Source organism: Pseudorhodoferax aquiterrae (genome assembly GCF_014652235.1).
Taxonomy (GTDB): Bacteria; Pseudomonadota; Gammaproteobacteria; order Burkholderiales; family Burkholderiaceae_C; genus Pseudorhodoferax; species Pseudorhodoferax aquiterrae.
This window is the reverse complement of record NZ_BMYK01000018.1, coordinates 118,196-131,463: the sequence shown is the minus strand read 5'-3', so window position 1 is coordinate 131,463 and position 13,268 is coordinate 118,196. Positions and strand designations below refer to the sequence as shown.

14 protein-coding genes are annotated in these 13,268 nt (G+C 70.5%); 6 read left to right on the top strand and 8 right to left on the bottom strand.

What is annotated here, in order from left to right; translation table 11 throughout:
* Positions 1-92: 92 nt before the first annotated feature.
* The 3 genes from IE209_RS23045 to IE209_RS23035 all read right to left on the bottom strand — a co-directional run bounded on the left by IE209_RS23045 (position 93) and on the right by IE209_RS23035 (position 1,790).
* Positions 93-782: a hypothetical protein gene (locus IE209_RS23045; protein WP_189689251.1), complete on the bottom strand. Its 690-nt coding sequence runs from the start codon at positions 780-782 to the stop codon at positions 93-95.
* Between the two features lie 174 nt (positions 783-956).
* Positions 957-1,463, bottom strand: coding sequence for a disulfide bond formation protein B (locus IE209_RS23040; RefSeq protein WP_189689250.1), 507 nt, complete (start codon positions 1,461-1,463; stop codon positions 957-959).
* Between the two features lie 111 nt (positions 1,464-1,574).
* Positions 1,575-1,790 carry a hypothetical protein gene (locus tag IE209_RS23035; RefSeq protein WP_189689249.1) on the bottom strand — a complete coding sequence of 72 codons (216 nt, stop codon included), beginning with the start codon at positions 1,788-1,790 and terminating at the stop codon, positions 1,575-1,577.
* 182 nt (positions 1,791-1,972) lie between these two features.
* On the opposite strand from IE209_RS23035, the gene IE209_RS23030 reads away from it, so the two are divergent.
* Together IE209_RS23030 and IE209_RS23025 are read left to right on the top strand one after the other, a co-directional pair.
* Positions 1,973-2,569, top strand: a complete 597-nt coding sequence (locus IE209_RS23030; protein ID WP_189689248.1) for a TetR/AcrR family transcriptional regulator — start codon at positions 1,973-1,975, stop codon at positions 2,567-2,569.
* Positions 2,566-3,966: an MATE family efflux transporter gene (locus IE209_RS23025; RefSeq protein ID WP_189689247.1), complete on the top strand. Its 1,401-nt coding sequence runs from the start codon at positions 2,566-2,568 to the stop codon at positions 3,964-3,966. Before IE209_RS23030 ends, IE209_RS23025 begins: the two co-directional genes overlap by 4 nt.
* On the opposite strand, the gene IE209_RS23020 is transcribed toward IE209_RS23025, so the two are convergent.
* From IE209_RS23020 to IE209_RS23005, 4 genes are read right to left on the bottom strand one after another with little or no spacing between them, the layout of a single operon-like run.
* Positions 3,967-4,521 (bottom strand): NADPH-dependent FMN reductase, encoded by a 555-nt coding sequence (locus IE209_RS23020; RefSeq protein ID WP_189689246.1) that lies wholly within the window; start codon positions 4,519-4,521, stop codon positions 3,967-3,969. It lies immediately after the preceding gene.
* A 47-nt stretch (positions 4,522-4,568) separates the two neighbouring features.
* On the bottom strand, positions 4,569-5,354 hold the full coding sequence (locus IE209_RS23015; protein ID WP_189689245.1) for a MetQ/NlpA family ABC transporter substrate-binding protein: 786 nt from the start codon (positions 5,352-5,354) through the stop codon (positions 4,569-4,571).
* 22 nt (positions 5,355-5,376) lie between these two features.
* On the bottom strand, positions 5,377-6,048 hold the full coding sequence (locus IE209_RS23010; protein ID WP_189689244.1) for a methionine ABC transporter permease: 672 nt from the start codon (positions 6,046-6,048) through the stop codon (positions 5,377-5,379).
* Positions 6,041-7,093, bottom strand: a complete 1,053-nt coding sequence (locus tag IE209_RS23005) for a methionine ABC transporter ATP-binding protein (RefSeq protein WP_189689243.1) — start codon at positions 7,091-7,093, stop codon at positions 6,041-6,043. The genes IE209_RS23010 and IE209_RS23005 overlap by 8 nt, the downstream gene beginning before the upstream one ends.
* A gap of 124 nt (positions 7,094-7,217) precedes the next feature.
* Between IE209_RS23005 and IE209_RS23000 the strand changes: the two genes are divergently transcribed.
* Positions 7,218-8,153, top strand: coding sequence for a DMT family transporter (locus IE209_RS23000; protein WP_229883008.1), 936 nt, complete (start codon positions 7,218-7,220; stop codon positions 8,151-8,153).
* Here the strand turns inward: IE209_RS23000 and IE209_RS22995 are convergent.
* Positions 8,047-9,183 carry an MFS transporter gene (locus IE209_RS22995; RefSeq protein ID WP_189689242.1) on the bottom strand — a complete coding sequence of 379 codons (1,137 nt, stop codon included), beginning with the start codon at positions 9,181-9,183 and terminating at the stop codon, positions 8,047-8,049. The genes IE209_RS23000 and IE209_RS22995 overlap by 107 nt on opposite strands.
* A gap of 56 nt (positions 9,184-9,239) precedes the next feature.
* Here IE209_RS22995 and IE209_RS22990 point away from each other — a divergent pair, with 56 nt between their 5' ends.
* The 3 genes from IE209_RS22990 (at position 9,240) to IE209_RS22980 (ending at position 13,218) form a co-directional block, all read left to right on the top strand.
* A complete protein-coding gene (locus tag IE209_RS22990) occupies positions 9,240-10,130 on the top strand; it encodes a LysR family transcriptional regulator (RefSeq protein WP_189689241.1) in 891 nt (296 codons plus the stop codon).
* A 180-nt stretch (positions 10,131-10,310) separates the two neighbouring features.
* Positions 10,311-12,221: an aconitase family protein gene (locus IE209_RS22985; protein ID WP_189689258.1), complete on the top strand. Its 1,911-nt coding sequence runs from the start codon at positions 10,311-10,313 to the stop codon at positions 12,219-12,221.
* Positions 12,222-12,249: 28 nt separating this feature from the next.
* Positions 12,250-13,218 carry a tripartite tricarboxylate transporter substrate binding protein gene (locus IE209_RS22980; RefSeq protein WP_189689240.1) on the top strand — a complete coding sequence of 323 codons (969 nt, stop codon included), beginning with the start codon at positions 12,250-12,252 and terminating at the stop codon, positions 13,216-13,218.
* The last annotated feature ends 50 nt before the right edge of the window (positions 13,219-13,268 follow it).

The following is a 13,268-nucleotide window of genomic DNA, read 5'->3' as shown; positions in this document are numbered from 1 at the left end:
TCCCTTTGTAGCCGCTATCAGCTTCGCCTGGGCTTAACTGACTGGCATTGCTCCACCGAGCCCCTTTTTCACGCCGCGGCGAACTGCGAACTTCAGCCCCAGCGCACGTCGGCATCGTCCGCGGCCGGCTGCACCTCGAACTGCATGCGCACGGTCTGCGGGCCCAGCTGCAGGCGCACGCCTTCGGCCTGCGCCAAGGCCTTCACGTCCGCCCATGTCAGCGGCCGGTACGCTTTGGCGCGCTGCGCCGGCCCCTCGGCATCGGGCATGGCTTGCAGCGACAGCGAGAGGTTGACCACCGCACCGTCGACGCCGGCCTCGATGCGCACCTGGGCGGGCATGGCCGCAGCATCCGTCAACGCCATCAAGCAGGCCGGCACCAGCGTGCGCAGGCCCAGCCGCGCCACGCGCGCGTCCAGCGCCTGGGTCGTGTCCAACACCGTGAAACCGCGGAACGACAACTCCGTGGTCAACAGGTGTAGGCAATCGGCGACACCTTCGTTCAGGGCGACCTGCTCGCCCTCGTGCGGGGCCAGCCAGCCCATGAGGGCCACGCATTCGCTGCTGGCCGAGCGGGCCAGCGTGTTCATCTCGCTGCAATTGCGCCGCAGGGCCTCCAGGTTGGGCGCCTGCGCCTGCACGCGCCGCTCCACGAGCGAGGCGATCATGCTGACCGGCTGCAGCGAGCCGGCGATCTGGTGCCGGATGGCCGAGCCCATGCGCCGCAGCACCGCATAGCGTGCCGCTTCCTGGGCGATGGAAACCGCGTCGTCGTCCGCCATACCGGCAGGCGGAAGCGCTTCCAAGGCATGCAACGCGGCTGAAGACATGAACCGACACTCCCCATTTGAATCGATGCGGCTACGGTAGCGCACGCTCAGCGGGTTGTGGTCAGGTTTGGGCACGAGCCCTTGTAGGCCGGCGCCGACACCTCTTGCAACAACTGCGTGGGGAGTTCAGCGGGCGCGGCCCCGGCGCCACAACAGCGCGAGCATCGCCAGGCCGATGGCAACGAAGCACAGGAAGGACCAGTTGGCGATCGAGCCACCCAGGAAAGTCCAGTCGATCGCAGCGCAATCGCCGCCGCCGGCGAAGATCATGGGCACGGCACGCTTGAGCGGAAAGGTTTCGATCATGCCGTAGAAGTCGCGGCCACAGCTCGCGACCTCCGGCGGATACCACTGCAACCAGGTCTGCCGTGCGGCCACGAAGGCGCCGAAGCCGGCGATCGCCAGCGTCAGCAGGCCACCGGCCAGGTGGGCACCGCGCGAACGCAGCATGGCGGTGAACCCCGCCACGACGGCCACGAGCACCAGTGCGTAGCGTTGCACGATGCACATGGGACAGGGCTCCAGACCCAGGCCGTGCTGCAGGTACAGGCCGAAGCCCAACAAGGCGATACAGAACAGACTCACCAGGGCCAGCACCTTGCGCGGTGCCTGGTCCAACATTCGCAGCAGCATTCCCACCCTTTCTTGCGACGCTTCTTGTGGCGCGCACCCTCCGGCGGAGGGCGTCACGGTATTGTCGGCGATGGGATTGCAGTGCCCGGGCTTTGGTTCCCGGCCCGACGCTCAATCGTCGCGGCGCCAGCGGCGGCCGTAGCCGCGGTCGTCGTGGTAGGGCCGGCCTTCGTAGCCCGGGCGCACGATCACCACGGGCGGCCCGACCACGGGAGGTTCCACGACCACCGGACGGCGGTAGCCGTAGTAACCCGGGCCGACGGGCGCCACCACGCAGCCGCTCAGGGCGGCGGCGGCCAGCAAGGCAAGCAGGGACAGACGTTTCATGCGGATCTCCATTGCAACGCAAGCAGATGCGCATTCAACGGCCCGGCACCGGCCAGGACGACATCCGGCGCATGAAGTTCTGTAAAGAGCGGTAGCCGCGCGTTCGCCCGAAAACATGACGGCCGACATCTATTCGCGCTTTCGATTTATGATGCTTGTCATTTATCAGCCACGGAGCGCGCATGCCACGTGTATCCCAGCAACAGACCGACCAGAACCGCATCGCGATCGAGAAGGCCTCGGCGCGCCTGTTCCGCGAAAAGGGCCTGCACGGCGTCAGCGTCGCCGAGGTGATGGCCGCGGCCGGCCTCACGCACGGCGGCTTCTACGGCCACTTCTCGTCCAAGGACGGGCTGGCCGCCGTGGCCTGCGCCAAGGCCTTCGAACAATCCGGCGCGCGCTGGGACCAACGCTTCGCCGAGCTGCCCGAACGCGAAGACCGCCGCCGGGCCTATGTGGAGGGCTATCTGGCCACCGCCACGCGCGACCGCCCCGGCAGCAGCTGCACGGCCGCCGCACTGGCCGGCGATGTGGCGCGCGCCGATGCCCAAGCGCCCGTGCGCGCGGCCTACCTGGACGGCCTCAAGGCGATGGCCGCGCGCCTGGCCCAGCTGCAGCCCGACGCCGGCACGCCCGAGGCCGGAGGGCGTGCGCTGGCCGACGTGGCCACACTGGTCGGCGCGCTGCTGCTGTCGCGCGCCACCAAGGGCGACCCCATCTCCGAAGCCCTGCTGGCCAGTGCGCGCGCGCGCCTGCTGCAGGAAGGCACGCAGCCATGAGCGCCGTGCCCACCGCCGCCAGCATCGCGCCAGGCAAGGCCGCGCTCGCGGCCCAGGCGCGCTCCCGGCGGCTGCTGCAAGGCCCCGTGCTGACCACCTTGCTGCTGCTGGCCGCACCCAACCTGGTCGTGATGCTGGCCCAGGCCGCCGCCAACTTCCTGGAGAGCTACTTCGTCGGCCTGCTCGGCGTGGACGCTCTGGCCGGCGCCGCGCTGGTGTTCCCCCTGGTCATGCTGATGCAGACCATGTCCGCAGGCGGCATGGGCGGCGGCATCTCCTCGGCGATCGCGCGGGCCATCGGCGCCGGCGACACGCCAAAGGCCCAGGCGCTGGCGCTGCATGCCCTCGTCATCGCGCTGGCCTTCGGCGCTGTCTGCATGCTGGGCGGCCTGCTGGGCGGGCCGCTGCTGTACCGCGCCATGGGCGCCACGCCGGCCGTGCAGCAGGCCGCCCTCGCCTACTCCAACGCGATCTTCGTCGGCGCCGTGTTCCTGTGGCTGGCCAACGGCATGGCCAGCGTGCTGCGCGGCAGCGGCAACATGGCGCTGCCCGCGATGGTGCTGTCCGGCGGCGTGCTGCTCCTGCTGCTGGCCTCGCCCCTGCTGATCTTCGGCTGGGGCCCGGTGCCGGCGCTGGGCATCACGGGCGCGGGGCTGGCCCTGGTCGTCTACTACGTCGCAGCGGCGGCCGTGATGCTGGTGGCGGTGTGGCGCGGCAACGGCGGCGTGCAGTTGCGCCTGAACCACCCGCTGCGCTGGGCGTTGTTCCGCGACATCCTGGGCGTGGGCGCGCCGGCCATCGTCAACAACGTCACGCTGAACCTGTCGGTGCTGACGGCCACGGCCCTGGTCAGCCCGCTGGGCAGCGCGGCATTGGCCGGCTTCGGTCTGGGCATCCGGCTCGAGTACCTGCAGATTCCCATCGTGTTCGGCTTCGGCGCCGCCATGGTCGCCATGGTCGGCATGAACACCGGCGCCGGCCAATTGGTGCGCGCGCGCCGCGTGGCGTGGACCGGGGCGCTGCTCGCTGCCGCCGTCACCTCGTGCGTGGGCCTGGCAGCGGCGCTGTTCCCCGCCGCCTGGCTCGGGCTGTTCACGCACGACCAGGAAGCCATCCGCACCGGCACGCAGTACCTGCGCACCGTGGGGCCGGCCTACGGCCTGTTCGGGCTGGGCTTGTCGCTGTACTTCGCCTCGCAGGGCGCGCGGCGCATGGGCTGGAGCATCGTGGCCGGCGCGGCGCGGCTGCTGGTGGTCTACCTCGCCGGCCACCTGGCGCTGCGGCTGGGGGCCGGCCTGCCCACGCTGCTGGCGATCATGGTGGCGGGCCTGGCGCTCTACGCGCTGCTGAACGCCTGGCCCTGGTTCGCGCGGCCGCAGGACCGGCCGCGCAGCTGATCAGCCCGCGGTGTGCAGCCGCACCCAGGCCAGGTACTTGTCGAGCCAGCCCTGCAGGAAGGCGCGGCTGGCCTCGCCGATGCTGCCGTCGGCGTCGAACAGGCCGTCCTTGGCCTGCACGAAGGCCTCGGGCTGGCCCAGCGTGGGCACATCCAGGTAGGCCAGCACGTTGCGCAGGTGCTGCTGCGCCAGCGCCGTGCCGATGGCACCGACCGACACTCCGATCACACCCGCGGGCTTGCCCGGGAACGCGCTCTTGCCATAGGGCCGCGAGGCGTGGTCGATGGCGTTCTTGAGCACGCCCGGAATCGAGCGGTTGTACTCGGGCGTCACGAACAACAGGCCCTGGGCGGACTGGATCTCCGCCTTCAGCCGCGTGACGCTGGCAGCCGGCTTGCCGTCGTCGTCCTGGTTGTACAGCGGCAGGTCGTCGATGCGCAGCTGCTCGAACGTCACGTCGCTGGGCGCCAGCTTGGCCAGGGCGACGGCCAGCTTGCGGTTGAACGAGTCCTTGCGCAGGCTGCCGACGACGACGGCGATCTTGGTCTGGGCCATGGGCTGTCCTTTCGGAAGTGTTGAAGGACGCCCACCTTAGCCCAGTTTCAGAAACCCGCCAGCACCGCGCCCTTGAATTCGGTCTGGATGAACTTGCGGATCTCGTCGGAGTGGTAGGCCTTGACCAGCTTGGCGACCCAGGGCTGGGCCTTGTCCTGCTCGCGCACGACCAGCACGTTCACATAGGGCGACTTGGCGCTCTCCTGCGCGATGGCGTCCCGGCCGGGGTTGAGGCCCGCCGACAGCGCGAAGTTGGTGTTGACGGCGGCCGCATCCAGGTCGTCCAGCGAGCGCGCCAGTTGCGCGGCCTCGAGTTCGACGAACTTCAGCTTCTTGGGGTTCTCGGTCACGTCCAGCGGTGTGGCCTTCAGGCCCGCGGAGGGCTTGATCTTGATCAGGCCCTTGTCCTGCAGCACCAGCAGCACGCGGCCACCGTTGGTCGGGTCGTTCGGGATGCCGAAGCGCGCGCCTTCCTTGAGGTCCTTCAGGTCCTTGACCTTCTTGGAGTACAGGCCGATCGGGTAGTTGACCGTCTGCGCGACCGAGACCAGCTTGTAGCCGCGGTCCTTGACCTGCAGGTCCAGGAAAGGCTGGTGCTGATAGCTGTTGGCGTCCAGGTCGCCGGCGGCCAGCGCGGCATTGGGCTGGATGTAGTCGCTGAACTCGACGATCTGGATCTTGAGCCCGTCCTTCTCGGCGATGCGCTTGACCTGTTCGAAGATCTGCGCGTGCGGGCCGGCCGTGACGCCGATCTTGAGCGGCTTGTCCTGCGCCAGTGCGGTGCCGGCCACGAGTGCGAAGGCGATGGTGGAAAGGAATGTACGTTTTTGCATGGGAAGCTCCTGAAGAAATCCATCAATGGCGGATGCGGCGCACCAGCCAGTCGCCGGCGCTCTGCACCAGCTGCACGAAGACGATGAGCACGAGGACCACGGCGGCCATGACCTCGGGCAGGAAGCGCTGGTAGCCGTAGCGGATGCCCAGGTCGCCCAGGCCGCCGCCGCCGATGGCGCCGGCCATGGCCGAAAAGCCCGTCAGGCTCACCAGCGTGATCGTGAGCGCCGCCACGATGCCGGGCAGCGCCTCGGGCAGCAGCACCTTCCAGACGATCTGCGACGTGGTGGCGCCCATGGCCTGCGCCGCTTCCACGAGGCCGTGGTCGACCTCGCGCAGCGCCGTCTCCACGAGCCTTGCCACGAAGGGCGCAGCCGCCAGCGTGAGCGGCACCACGGCCGCGGCCGTGCCGATGGACGAGCCCGTCACGAAGCGCGTGAACGGGATGATGGCCACCAGCAGGATGATGAAGGGCGTGGAGCGCACGGCGTTGACGATGCCGCCCACGATGCGGTTCACGGGCGCGTTCTCGCGCACGCCGCCGCGGTCGGTCAGGCGCAGCAGCACGCCCAGCGGCACGCCGATCAGCGCGCCGGCCAGGCCCGAGATGCCGACCATCACCAGCGTCTCCCACAGGGAGGTGGCGAACAGTTCCAGCAACGGGCCGCTGAAGGTGTCGAGGAAATCAAACATGGGCGGCCTCCGGCACCAGGGGTTGGACGTTCACGCCGGCCTGGCGCAGGTGCGCGATGCCGGCCTGCAGCTGGTCGGCCGCACCCCGCGCGAACACCGCGAGCTGCCCGAAGGGCTGGCCCTGCACCTCGTCGATCTGGCCGTGCAGGATGGACAGGTCCAGCCCGAAGCGGCGCACCAGCTCGGTCAGCAGCGGCTGGTCGGCGCCGTCGCCGGCGAACGCCAGGCGCAGGCCCTGCCCCTGGCCGGCCGGACTCGCGCCCATCAGCGTGCGCAGGCGCGCCAGCACGGAGTCCGGCAGTTCCTGCGGCACGATCTCCTCGATCAGGCTGCGCGTCGTGGCGTGCTGCGGCTTGGAGAACACGTCGACCACGCGGCCCTGCTCCACGATGCGGCCCGCGTCGATCACGGCCACACGCTCGGCCACCTGCTTGATGACCTGCATCTGGTGCGTGATCAGCACGATGGTCAGGCCGAACTCCTGGTTGATCTGGCGCAGAAGACCCAGGATGGAGCGCGTGGTCTCCGGGTCCAGCGCCGAGGTCGCTTCGTCGGACAGCAGCACCTTGGGCCGGTTCGCCAGCGCCCGGGCGATGCCCACACGCTGCTTCTGCCCGCCGCTGATCTGCGAGGGATGGCGCCTGGCCAGCGCCGACAGCCCGACCAGGTCCAGCAGCGGCTCCACGCGCCTCTTGATTTCGCCATCGGACAGGCCGGCGATCTCCAGCGGCAGCGCCACGTTGTCGTAGACCGTGCGCGAGCTCAGCACATTGAAATGCTGGAACACGATGCCGATGTCGCGCCGCGCGATGCGCAGGGCCGCATCGTCCAGTGCCGTCATCTCGCGGCCGTCGACCAGCACCTGCCCGGACGTGGGCCGGTTCAACAGATTGATCACGCGCACCAGCGAGCTCTTGCCCGCGCCGCTGCGGCCGATGATGCCGAACACCTCGCCCCCCGCCACCTCCAGGTCGATGCCGCGCAGCGCCTGCACCGGTCCGCTGCTACCCTGGTAGGTCTGGGTGATACCCCTCAACTCGATCATTGCTTGCTTTGGTCTCCACAACGGTGGAAACCCTGATTCACTTCAAGGGGCGTGAATCTACGCTCTTTCTTATAAAACTCATAAGAATATAAAGTTTTCTGCTTATATGAAATCGAATGGAGTGATGCTCCACGTGCTCGGCCTGTGGACGCTGTCCTGCCTGGACGCCAGCGGCAAGTACCTCGGGCTGGTCGGCGTGCCCGTGCTGCTGGTGGCCTGGGTGCGCTATGCCGTGCACACGGCGCTGTCCAGCGCCATCCTGCTGCCCCGCCGCGGGTTCGGCCTGTTCCGCACGCGCTCGCTGCGCGGGCAACTGCTGCGCGGCGTCCTCATGATCGGCTCCACGCTGCTGTTCTTCTCGGTCTTGAAGCGTGTGCCGCTGGCTGAAGCCACGGCCATGAACTTCATGGCGCCGATCTTTCTGATGGCGCTGGCGCCCTGGCTGCTGCACGAGCCGCACCGGCTGCACCGCTGGCTGGGCGTGGCGCTGGGCTTTTCCGGCATGTTGCTCGTGGTGCGGCCGGGCGCGGGGCTGGACACCGTGGGCATGTTGCTGGGCGTGGCCACGGCCCTGACCTTCGCCGCCTTTCAGATCGCCACGCGCCGGCTGGCCGGTGACGATCCGCTCACGACCAACTACTACGGCGGCTTGGTGGGCACTGTGGCGTTGACGCCCTTGCTGCCCTGGGTCTGGGAGCTGCCCGCGCTCACGACGGCGCAATGGGTGCTGCTGCTGTCCACCGGCGTCACGGGCGCGATCGGCCACGGCCTGCAGTCCGCTGCCTACGCTCGCACGCCGGCCACGCTGCTCGCGCCTTACAGCTACCTGCAGATCCTGAGTGCCGTGGCGCTCGGCTGGGCGGTCTTCGGCCAGCTGCCCGATGCCACGACGGCCCTGGGCATCGCCTGCATCTGCGGCGCCGGTATCGCCGTGGCGCTGGTCGAGCGCCGGCTCAATCGCGCAATGCGCGCCGCGCCAGCGTTGCCTGCAACAGCGCGCAGCCCACGACCAGCGCCAGTGCCGCCGTCAGCGAACTGCCATGGGCCACGAAGCCGATGATGGACGGCCCGACCATGAAACCGCAGTAGCCCACCGAAGCCACGGCCGAGATGCCGTGCGCCGGCGCCACGCCCGGCACCTGGGCGGCGGCACTGAACAGCACCGGCACCACGTTGGCCAGGCCCACGCCGACCAGCGCGAAGCCCGCCAGCGCGAGCGGCACATTGGGCGACAACAGCACGAGCGCCAGCGCCACGGCTGCCAGACAGGCGCTGGCGCGCAGCAGGCCCGTGGCGGACCAGCGCGCGCGCAGCCGGTCGCCCACGAAGCGCGTGGCCGCCATGGCGGCCGAGAAGCTCGCATAGGCCAGCGCGGCCTGCTGCTGCGGCGCGCCGCGCTCGCTGGCCAGGAACAGCACGCTCCAGTCGTACATCGCACCCTCCACCACGAAGCCCAGCGCCGCGAGCAGGCCCACCAGCGCCAGCCTCCCGCGCGGCAGCACGAAGCGGCCGTGCGCGTCCTCGGCCGCTACCGGCGCCGGCGCCATCTGCCGTACGCTCCAGCCCACCAGCAGCATGCTGAACACGGCCACTGCGAGCAGTTGCAGCTTCGGCGCCACGCCGGCCGTGAACAGCAGCCCGCCCACGCCCGCCCCCACCATGCCGCCCAGGCTGAACATGCCGTGGAAGGCACTCATGAGCGGCCGGCCGGCCCGGCGTTCGAGCTCCGAGGCATCGGCATTCATGGCCACGTCCAGCAGGCCCGTCGCCAGTCCGAACAGGCCCAGCAGGCCCCACAACAGCACCGGGTGCGGCATGTGCAGCAACAGCACCAGAGCCAGCGCCGACAGCAGCGCGCCCCACCAGGCCACGCGGCGCGCGCCATGGCGCGCGATCAGCCAGCCGGCCTGGGTGAGCCCCAGCACCGAGCCCACACCGGCCGCCAGCACCAGGCCGCCGATGGCGCCCACGCCCAGTCCGTAGACGGTCTTCACCGTGGGAATCTGCACACCCCAGGTCGCGAACATGAAACCGGCCGCGAAAAACAAAAAACGCGCAGCCCAGTGCGCGCGCACAGTCGAGGAAGTCATGGCGCCGACGATAGCCGAGCGCCGTGACCGGCCCGGCCCCTACACTGCCGCTCGCCATGGCCACCCGCCGCCTCGACCCCTACAGCCTGCGCCTGTTCGCCAGCGCCGCCGAAGAAGGCTCGATCGCGCGCGCCGCCGCGCGCGAACACCTGTCGGCCTCCGCGCTGTCGCGCCGCATCGCCGACCTCGAACATGCCTTCGGCGTGCCGCTGCTGGTGCGCTCGCCGCTGGGCATCCGGCTCACCGACGCCGGCCGGCTCGTGCACGCGCGCGGCCTGCAGCTCGAGGCCGGGCTGGACGCCTTGCTGCGCGAAGTGCAGTCGCATGACGGCCGCGTCAGCGGGCTGGTGCGGCTGTGCGCCAACGAGTCCTCGGTGATCGGCTTTTTGCCCGAGCGGCTGCAGCGCTTCCGCCAGGCCTATCCGGAGGTCACGATCGCGCTGCAGGAACGGCTCAGCGACGAGGTGCTGCGCGCCTGCCTGGACGACGCGACCGACGTCGGCGTGGCGGTGGCCCACGCGGTGCCGGCCGGGCTCGACGCCTGGGACTTTGCAGACGACCCGCTCGCCGTGCTGCTGCCCGCCGCCCACCCGCTGGCCGGAAGCGACAGCCTGCGCTTCGCCGAGGTGGCGCAGCAGCCGCTGGTCTGCGTGCAGAGCGGCGGCGCGCTGGACCGCCAGCTGCGCGAGCGCGCTGCGGCCACCGGGCTGCCGTTGCAGGTGGCCGTGGCCGTGCACAGCTTCGACGGTGTGGCGCGCATGGTCGAGGCCGGCCTGGGCCTGGCCATCCTGCCGCGCAGCGCCGCGCGGGCCTATGCCGGCGCGCCGCAGTTCGCGCGGCGGCCACTGGCCGAAGACTGGGCGCCGCGCATGCTGCGGCTGTACGCCCTGCACAAGACGCCGCGGCCGGCGGCCGTGGCGGCACTGATCGAGGCGCTGCGGGCCTGAGCGCACGCAGGGCTTGCGCCGGACATGCGCGAAGCGCATGCCCCCCGGCGCCAATCAGCACTTGGTCGGGCGCGCCGCGCGCTCCTACAGTCCGCGCCACCACGGTGAGCGACGGAGACAAGAAGCGTGCATCTCGAACTACCAGGCCGCGTGCTGTACCTCGCGCGCAACCCTGCCGCCATGGCAGACCAGATGGCCGGCCGGCCCATGACCCTGGCCCAGGCCCGGCCGCTGCGCGACGAGGTCTCGACCGACGAACTCACACCCGTCGCCATCCTCGCGCACTACGACGACGCGCTAGGCCGCTACCCCTACACAGGCTTCACGGTCGAGGGCCAGCGCCCCATCGCCGCAGGCGCCGTGCGTGCCGGCGGCTTCTCGGTCACGGTGGCCGGCGCGCGCTACGGCAAGGGTTCCTCGCGCGAGCACAGCCCGGCTGCCGAGAAGCTGGCCGGCATCCGGCTCGTGGTGGCCCAGAGCTTAGAGCGCATCTACCGCCAGAACGCCGACAACATCGGGCTGTTCACCTCGACCGACCTGGGCCTGATCCCGCGCATCGAACGCGGCGAGGCCATCGCCATCGACGAGCTCGTGGCCGGCCGCGACGCCCTGGCCGCCGCCATCCTGCGCGCGGGCGGCCTGCTGCGCTTCGGCCAGCGCCACCTGCAGGGCATCCGTCCGGCCGCAGGGGCGCACGACGGCGGCCCGCGCACGCTGTTCGAGAAGATCGTCGCGCGCCACCTGCTGGCCACGCCGCTCACGCCGGCGCACCCGGCCGCGGGCGATGGCGCCTTCGTGCGCGCCGACCGCCGCTTCATCCACGAGTACTACACCGGCATGTGCGCCCACATGCTGCAGGCCAGCTTCGGGTCCGCGCTGCAACTGGCCGATCCGGCCTCCATCGTGGTGTTCGAGGACCACACTTCCTACGTGGACCAGAGTCCCGCCCACCTGCGCATGGGCCTGGTGCCCAACATCCGCGCCATGGTGCAGGCCCAGCGCGACTTCGCGCAGGCGCATGGCCTGACCCTGCACCGCACGCTGACCGACGACGAGGCCGCCGCACCGGGCGCCGACACCAACGTGGCCGGCATCTCGCATGCCATGGTGGCCGAGCACTATGCGCTGCCCGGCGAGCTCGTGGTCGGCACCGATTCGCACACGCCGCACAGCGGCGCACTGGGCTGCGTGGCCTTCGGCGTGGGCACGACCGACATGGCCAATGCCTTCGTGACGGGCGCTGTGCGCATGACCGTGCCGCAGAGCCTGCGCGTGGAACTGCGGGGCCCGCTGGCGGCCGGCATCACGGCCAAGGACGTGCTGCTGCACCTGCTGGCCCAGCCCGACATCCGCGCCGGCGCCGGTGTGGGCAAGGTGTTCGAGTTCTGCGGCAGCGCGGTGGACGCCATGTCCATCGACGAGCGCGCCACGCTGACCAACATGGTGGCCGAGCTCGGCGGCTTCACGGGCATCGTCGCGCCCGATGCCCAGACCGTGCGCTTCCTGAAGGAACGCCGCGGCATCGACTTCGCGCTGCAGGATTGGATGGCGAGCGACCCTGGCGCCGCCTACGCCGGCCACATCGTGCTGGACTGCAGAAGGCTGTCGCCCATGGTGGCCCGCCCGGGTGATCCCGGCAACGGCCTGCCGCTGGCCGCGCTGGACGCACCCGTGCGGCTGGACATCGCCTACGGCGGCTCGTGCACCGCCGGCAAGCGCGAGGATTTCGACCACTACCACGCGGTGCTGTCCTGGGCCGCCGCACGCGGCCTGCGCGTCGCCGAGGGCGTGCAGCTGTACCTGCAGTTCGGCACCACGGCCGTGCGCGACTACTGCACCGCGCAGGGCTATCTCGCGGCTTTTGAGCAGGTCGGCGCGCAGATCCTGCAGCCCTCTTGTGGCGCCTGCGCCAACTGCGGCCCGGGTTCGTCCACCGACGCCGGCCAGGTCACCGTCAGCGCGATCAACCGCAACTTCCCGGGGCGGTCCGGCCCCGGCAGCGTCTGGCTGGCCAGCCCGCCCACGGTGGCGGCCAGCGCCATCGCGGGCCGCCTGCTGTCCTTCGCCGAGCTGCAGGCCGCGCACGGCTGAGCCTTCCCACAACCACCAAGGAGACAAGATGAAACACCCCGCGATCGCGCGGCGTGGCGCCCTGGCGCTGCTCGCCGCCAGCCTGGCCGCGCCCGCCTGGGCCCAGGGCGACAAGCCCATCCGCCTCGTCGTGCCGCTGACCACGGGTTCCACCGTGGACACCCTGGCCCGCGCCATGGGCCCCACGCTGGCCAAGGTCACGGGCCATGCCGTGGTCGTGGAGAACCTGCCCGGCGCCGGCGGTATGACCGGCACGCTGCAGGTCGTCAACGGCGCCAAGGACGGCACGGTGCTGGGCATGGTCTCGTCCAACCACGTGATCAACCCCGGCATCTACAAGAAGATGCCGTTCGACGCGATCGCCGACATCACGCCGATCCGCGTGATCGGCAGCGTGCCGCTGGTGCTGGTGCTGCACCCCTCGGTGCCGGCGCACACCACGTCCGAACTCATCGCCCTCATGAAGGCCAGACCCGGCGCGCTGAACCTGGGCTCGGCCGGCAACGGCAGCACGCTGCACTTGGCCGGCGAACTGTTCGGCCAGGAAGCCGGCGTGCAGATCAGGCACATCCCCTACCGCGGCACCGGCCCGCTGACCACCGACCTGCTGGGCGGCCAGGTCGACATGGCCTTCGTCTCGGTCACGGCCGTGGCGCCGCACATCAAGGCCGGCAAGTTGCGCGCCATCGCGCTGTCGAGCACCACGCGCTCGGCCCTGCTGCCCGAGGTGCCCACGCTGGCCGAATTCGGCCTGCCGCGCTACGGCTTCGACGCCTGGATCGCCGTGGTCGGCCCGGCCGGCATGGCACCGGCCGTGGTGCACAAGACCGCCGCCGACCTGCAGGCCGTGCTGGCCAGCAAGGAGGTGGCCGACGCGCTCGCCGCCCAGGGCATCGTGACCGTGCAGAACTCGCCCGAGCAGGCCCTGCCCTTCTTCAAGGCTGAGCTGGAAAAGCACCTGCGGCTGGTCAAGGCATCGGGCGCATCGGTGGATTGAGATCCCGCGGCGTTCTCCGGGTTAGCCACCAAGGTGGCTGCACTCTTTTG

Excerpts from the sequence above, each read along its gene's own strand:
- IE209_RS23045 (WP_189689251.1), bottom strand. The coding sequence starts at position 782 with ATGGCGGACGACGACGCGGTTTCCATCGCCCAGGAAGCGGCACGCTAT.
- IE209_RS23040 (WP_189689250.1), bottom strand. The coding sequence starts at position 1,463 with ATGCTGCTGCGAATGTTGGACCAGGCACCGCGCAAGGTGCTGGCCCTG.
- IE209_RS23035 (WP_189689249.1), bottom strand. The coding sequence starts at position 1,790 with ATGAAACGTCTGTCCCTGCTTGCCTTGCTGGCCGCCGCCGCCCTGAGC.
- IE209_RS23030 (WP_189689248.1), top strand. The coding sequence starts at position 1,973 with ATGCCACGTGTATCCCAGCAACAGACCGACCAGAACCGCATCGCGATC.
- IE209_RS23025 (WP_189689247.1), top strand. The coding sequence starts at position 2,566 with ATGAGCGCCGTGCCCACCGCCGCCAGCATCGCGCCAGGCAAGGCCGCG.
- IE209_RS23020 (WP_189689246.1), bottom strand. The coding sequence starts at position 4,521 with ATGGCCCAGACCAAGATCGCCGTCGTCGTCGGCAGCCTGCGCAAGGAC.
- IE209_RS23015 (WP_189689245.1), bottom strand. The coding sequence starts at position 5,354 with ATGCAAAAACGTACATTCCTTTCCACCATCGCCTTCGCACTCGTGGCC.
- IE209_RS23010 (WP_189689244.1), bottom strand. The coding sequence starts at position 6,048 with ATGTTTGATTTCCTCGACACCTTCAGCGGCCCGTTGCTGGAACTGTTC.
- IE209_RS23005 (WP_189689243.1), bottom strand. The coding sequence starts at position 7,093 with ATGATCGAGTTGAGGGGTATCACCCAGACCTACCAGGGTAGCAGCGGA.
- IE209_RS23000 (WP_229883008.1), top strand. The coding sequence starts at position 7,218 with ATGCTCCACGTGCTCGGCCTGTGGACGCTGTCCTGCCTGGACGCCAGC.
- IE209_RS22995 (WP_189689242.1), bottom strand. The coding sequence starts at position 9,183 with ATGACTTCCTCGACTGTGCGCGCGCACTGGGCTGCGCGTTTTTTGTTT.
- IE209_RS22990 (WP_189689241.1), top strand. The coding sequence starts at position 9,240 with ATGGCCACCCGCCGCCTCGACCCCTACAGCCTGCGCCTGTTCGCCAGC.
- IE209_RS22985 (WP_189689258.1), top strand. The coding sequence starts at position 10,311 with ATGGCAGACCAGATGGCCGGCCGGCCCATGACCCTGGCCCAGGCCCGG.
- IE209_RS22980 (WP_189689240.1), top strand. The coding sequence starts at position 12,250 with ATGAAACACCCCGCGATCGCGCGGCGTGGCGCCCTGGCGCTGCTCGCC.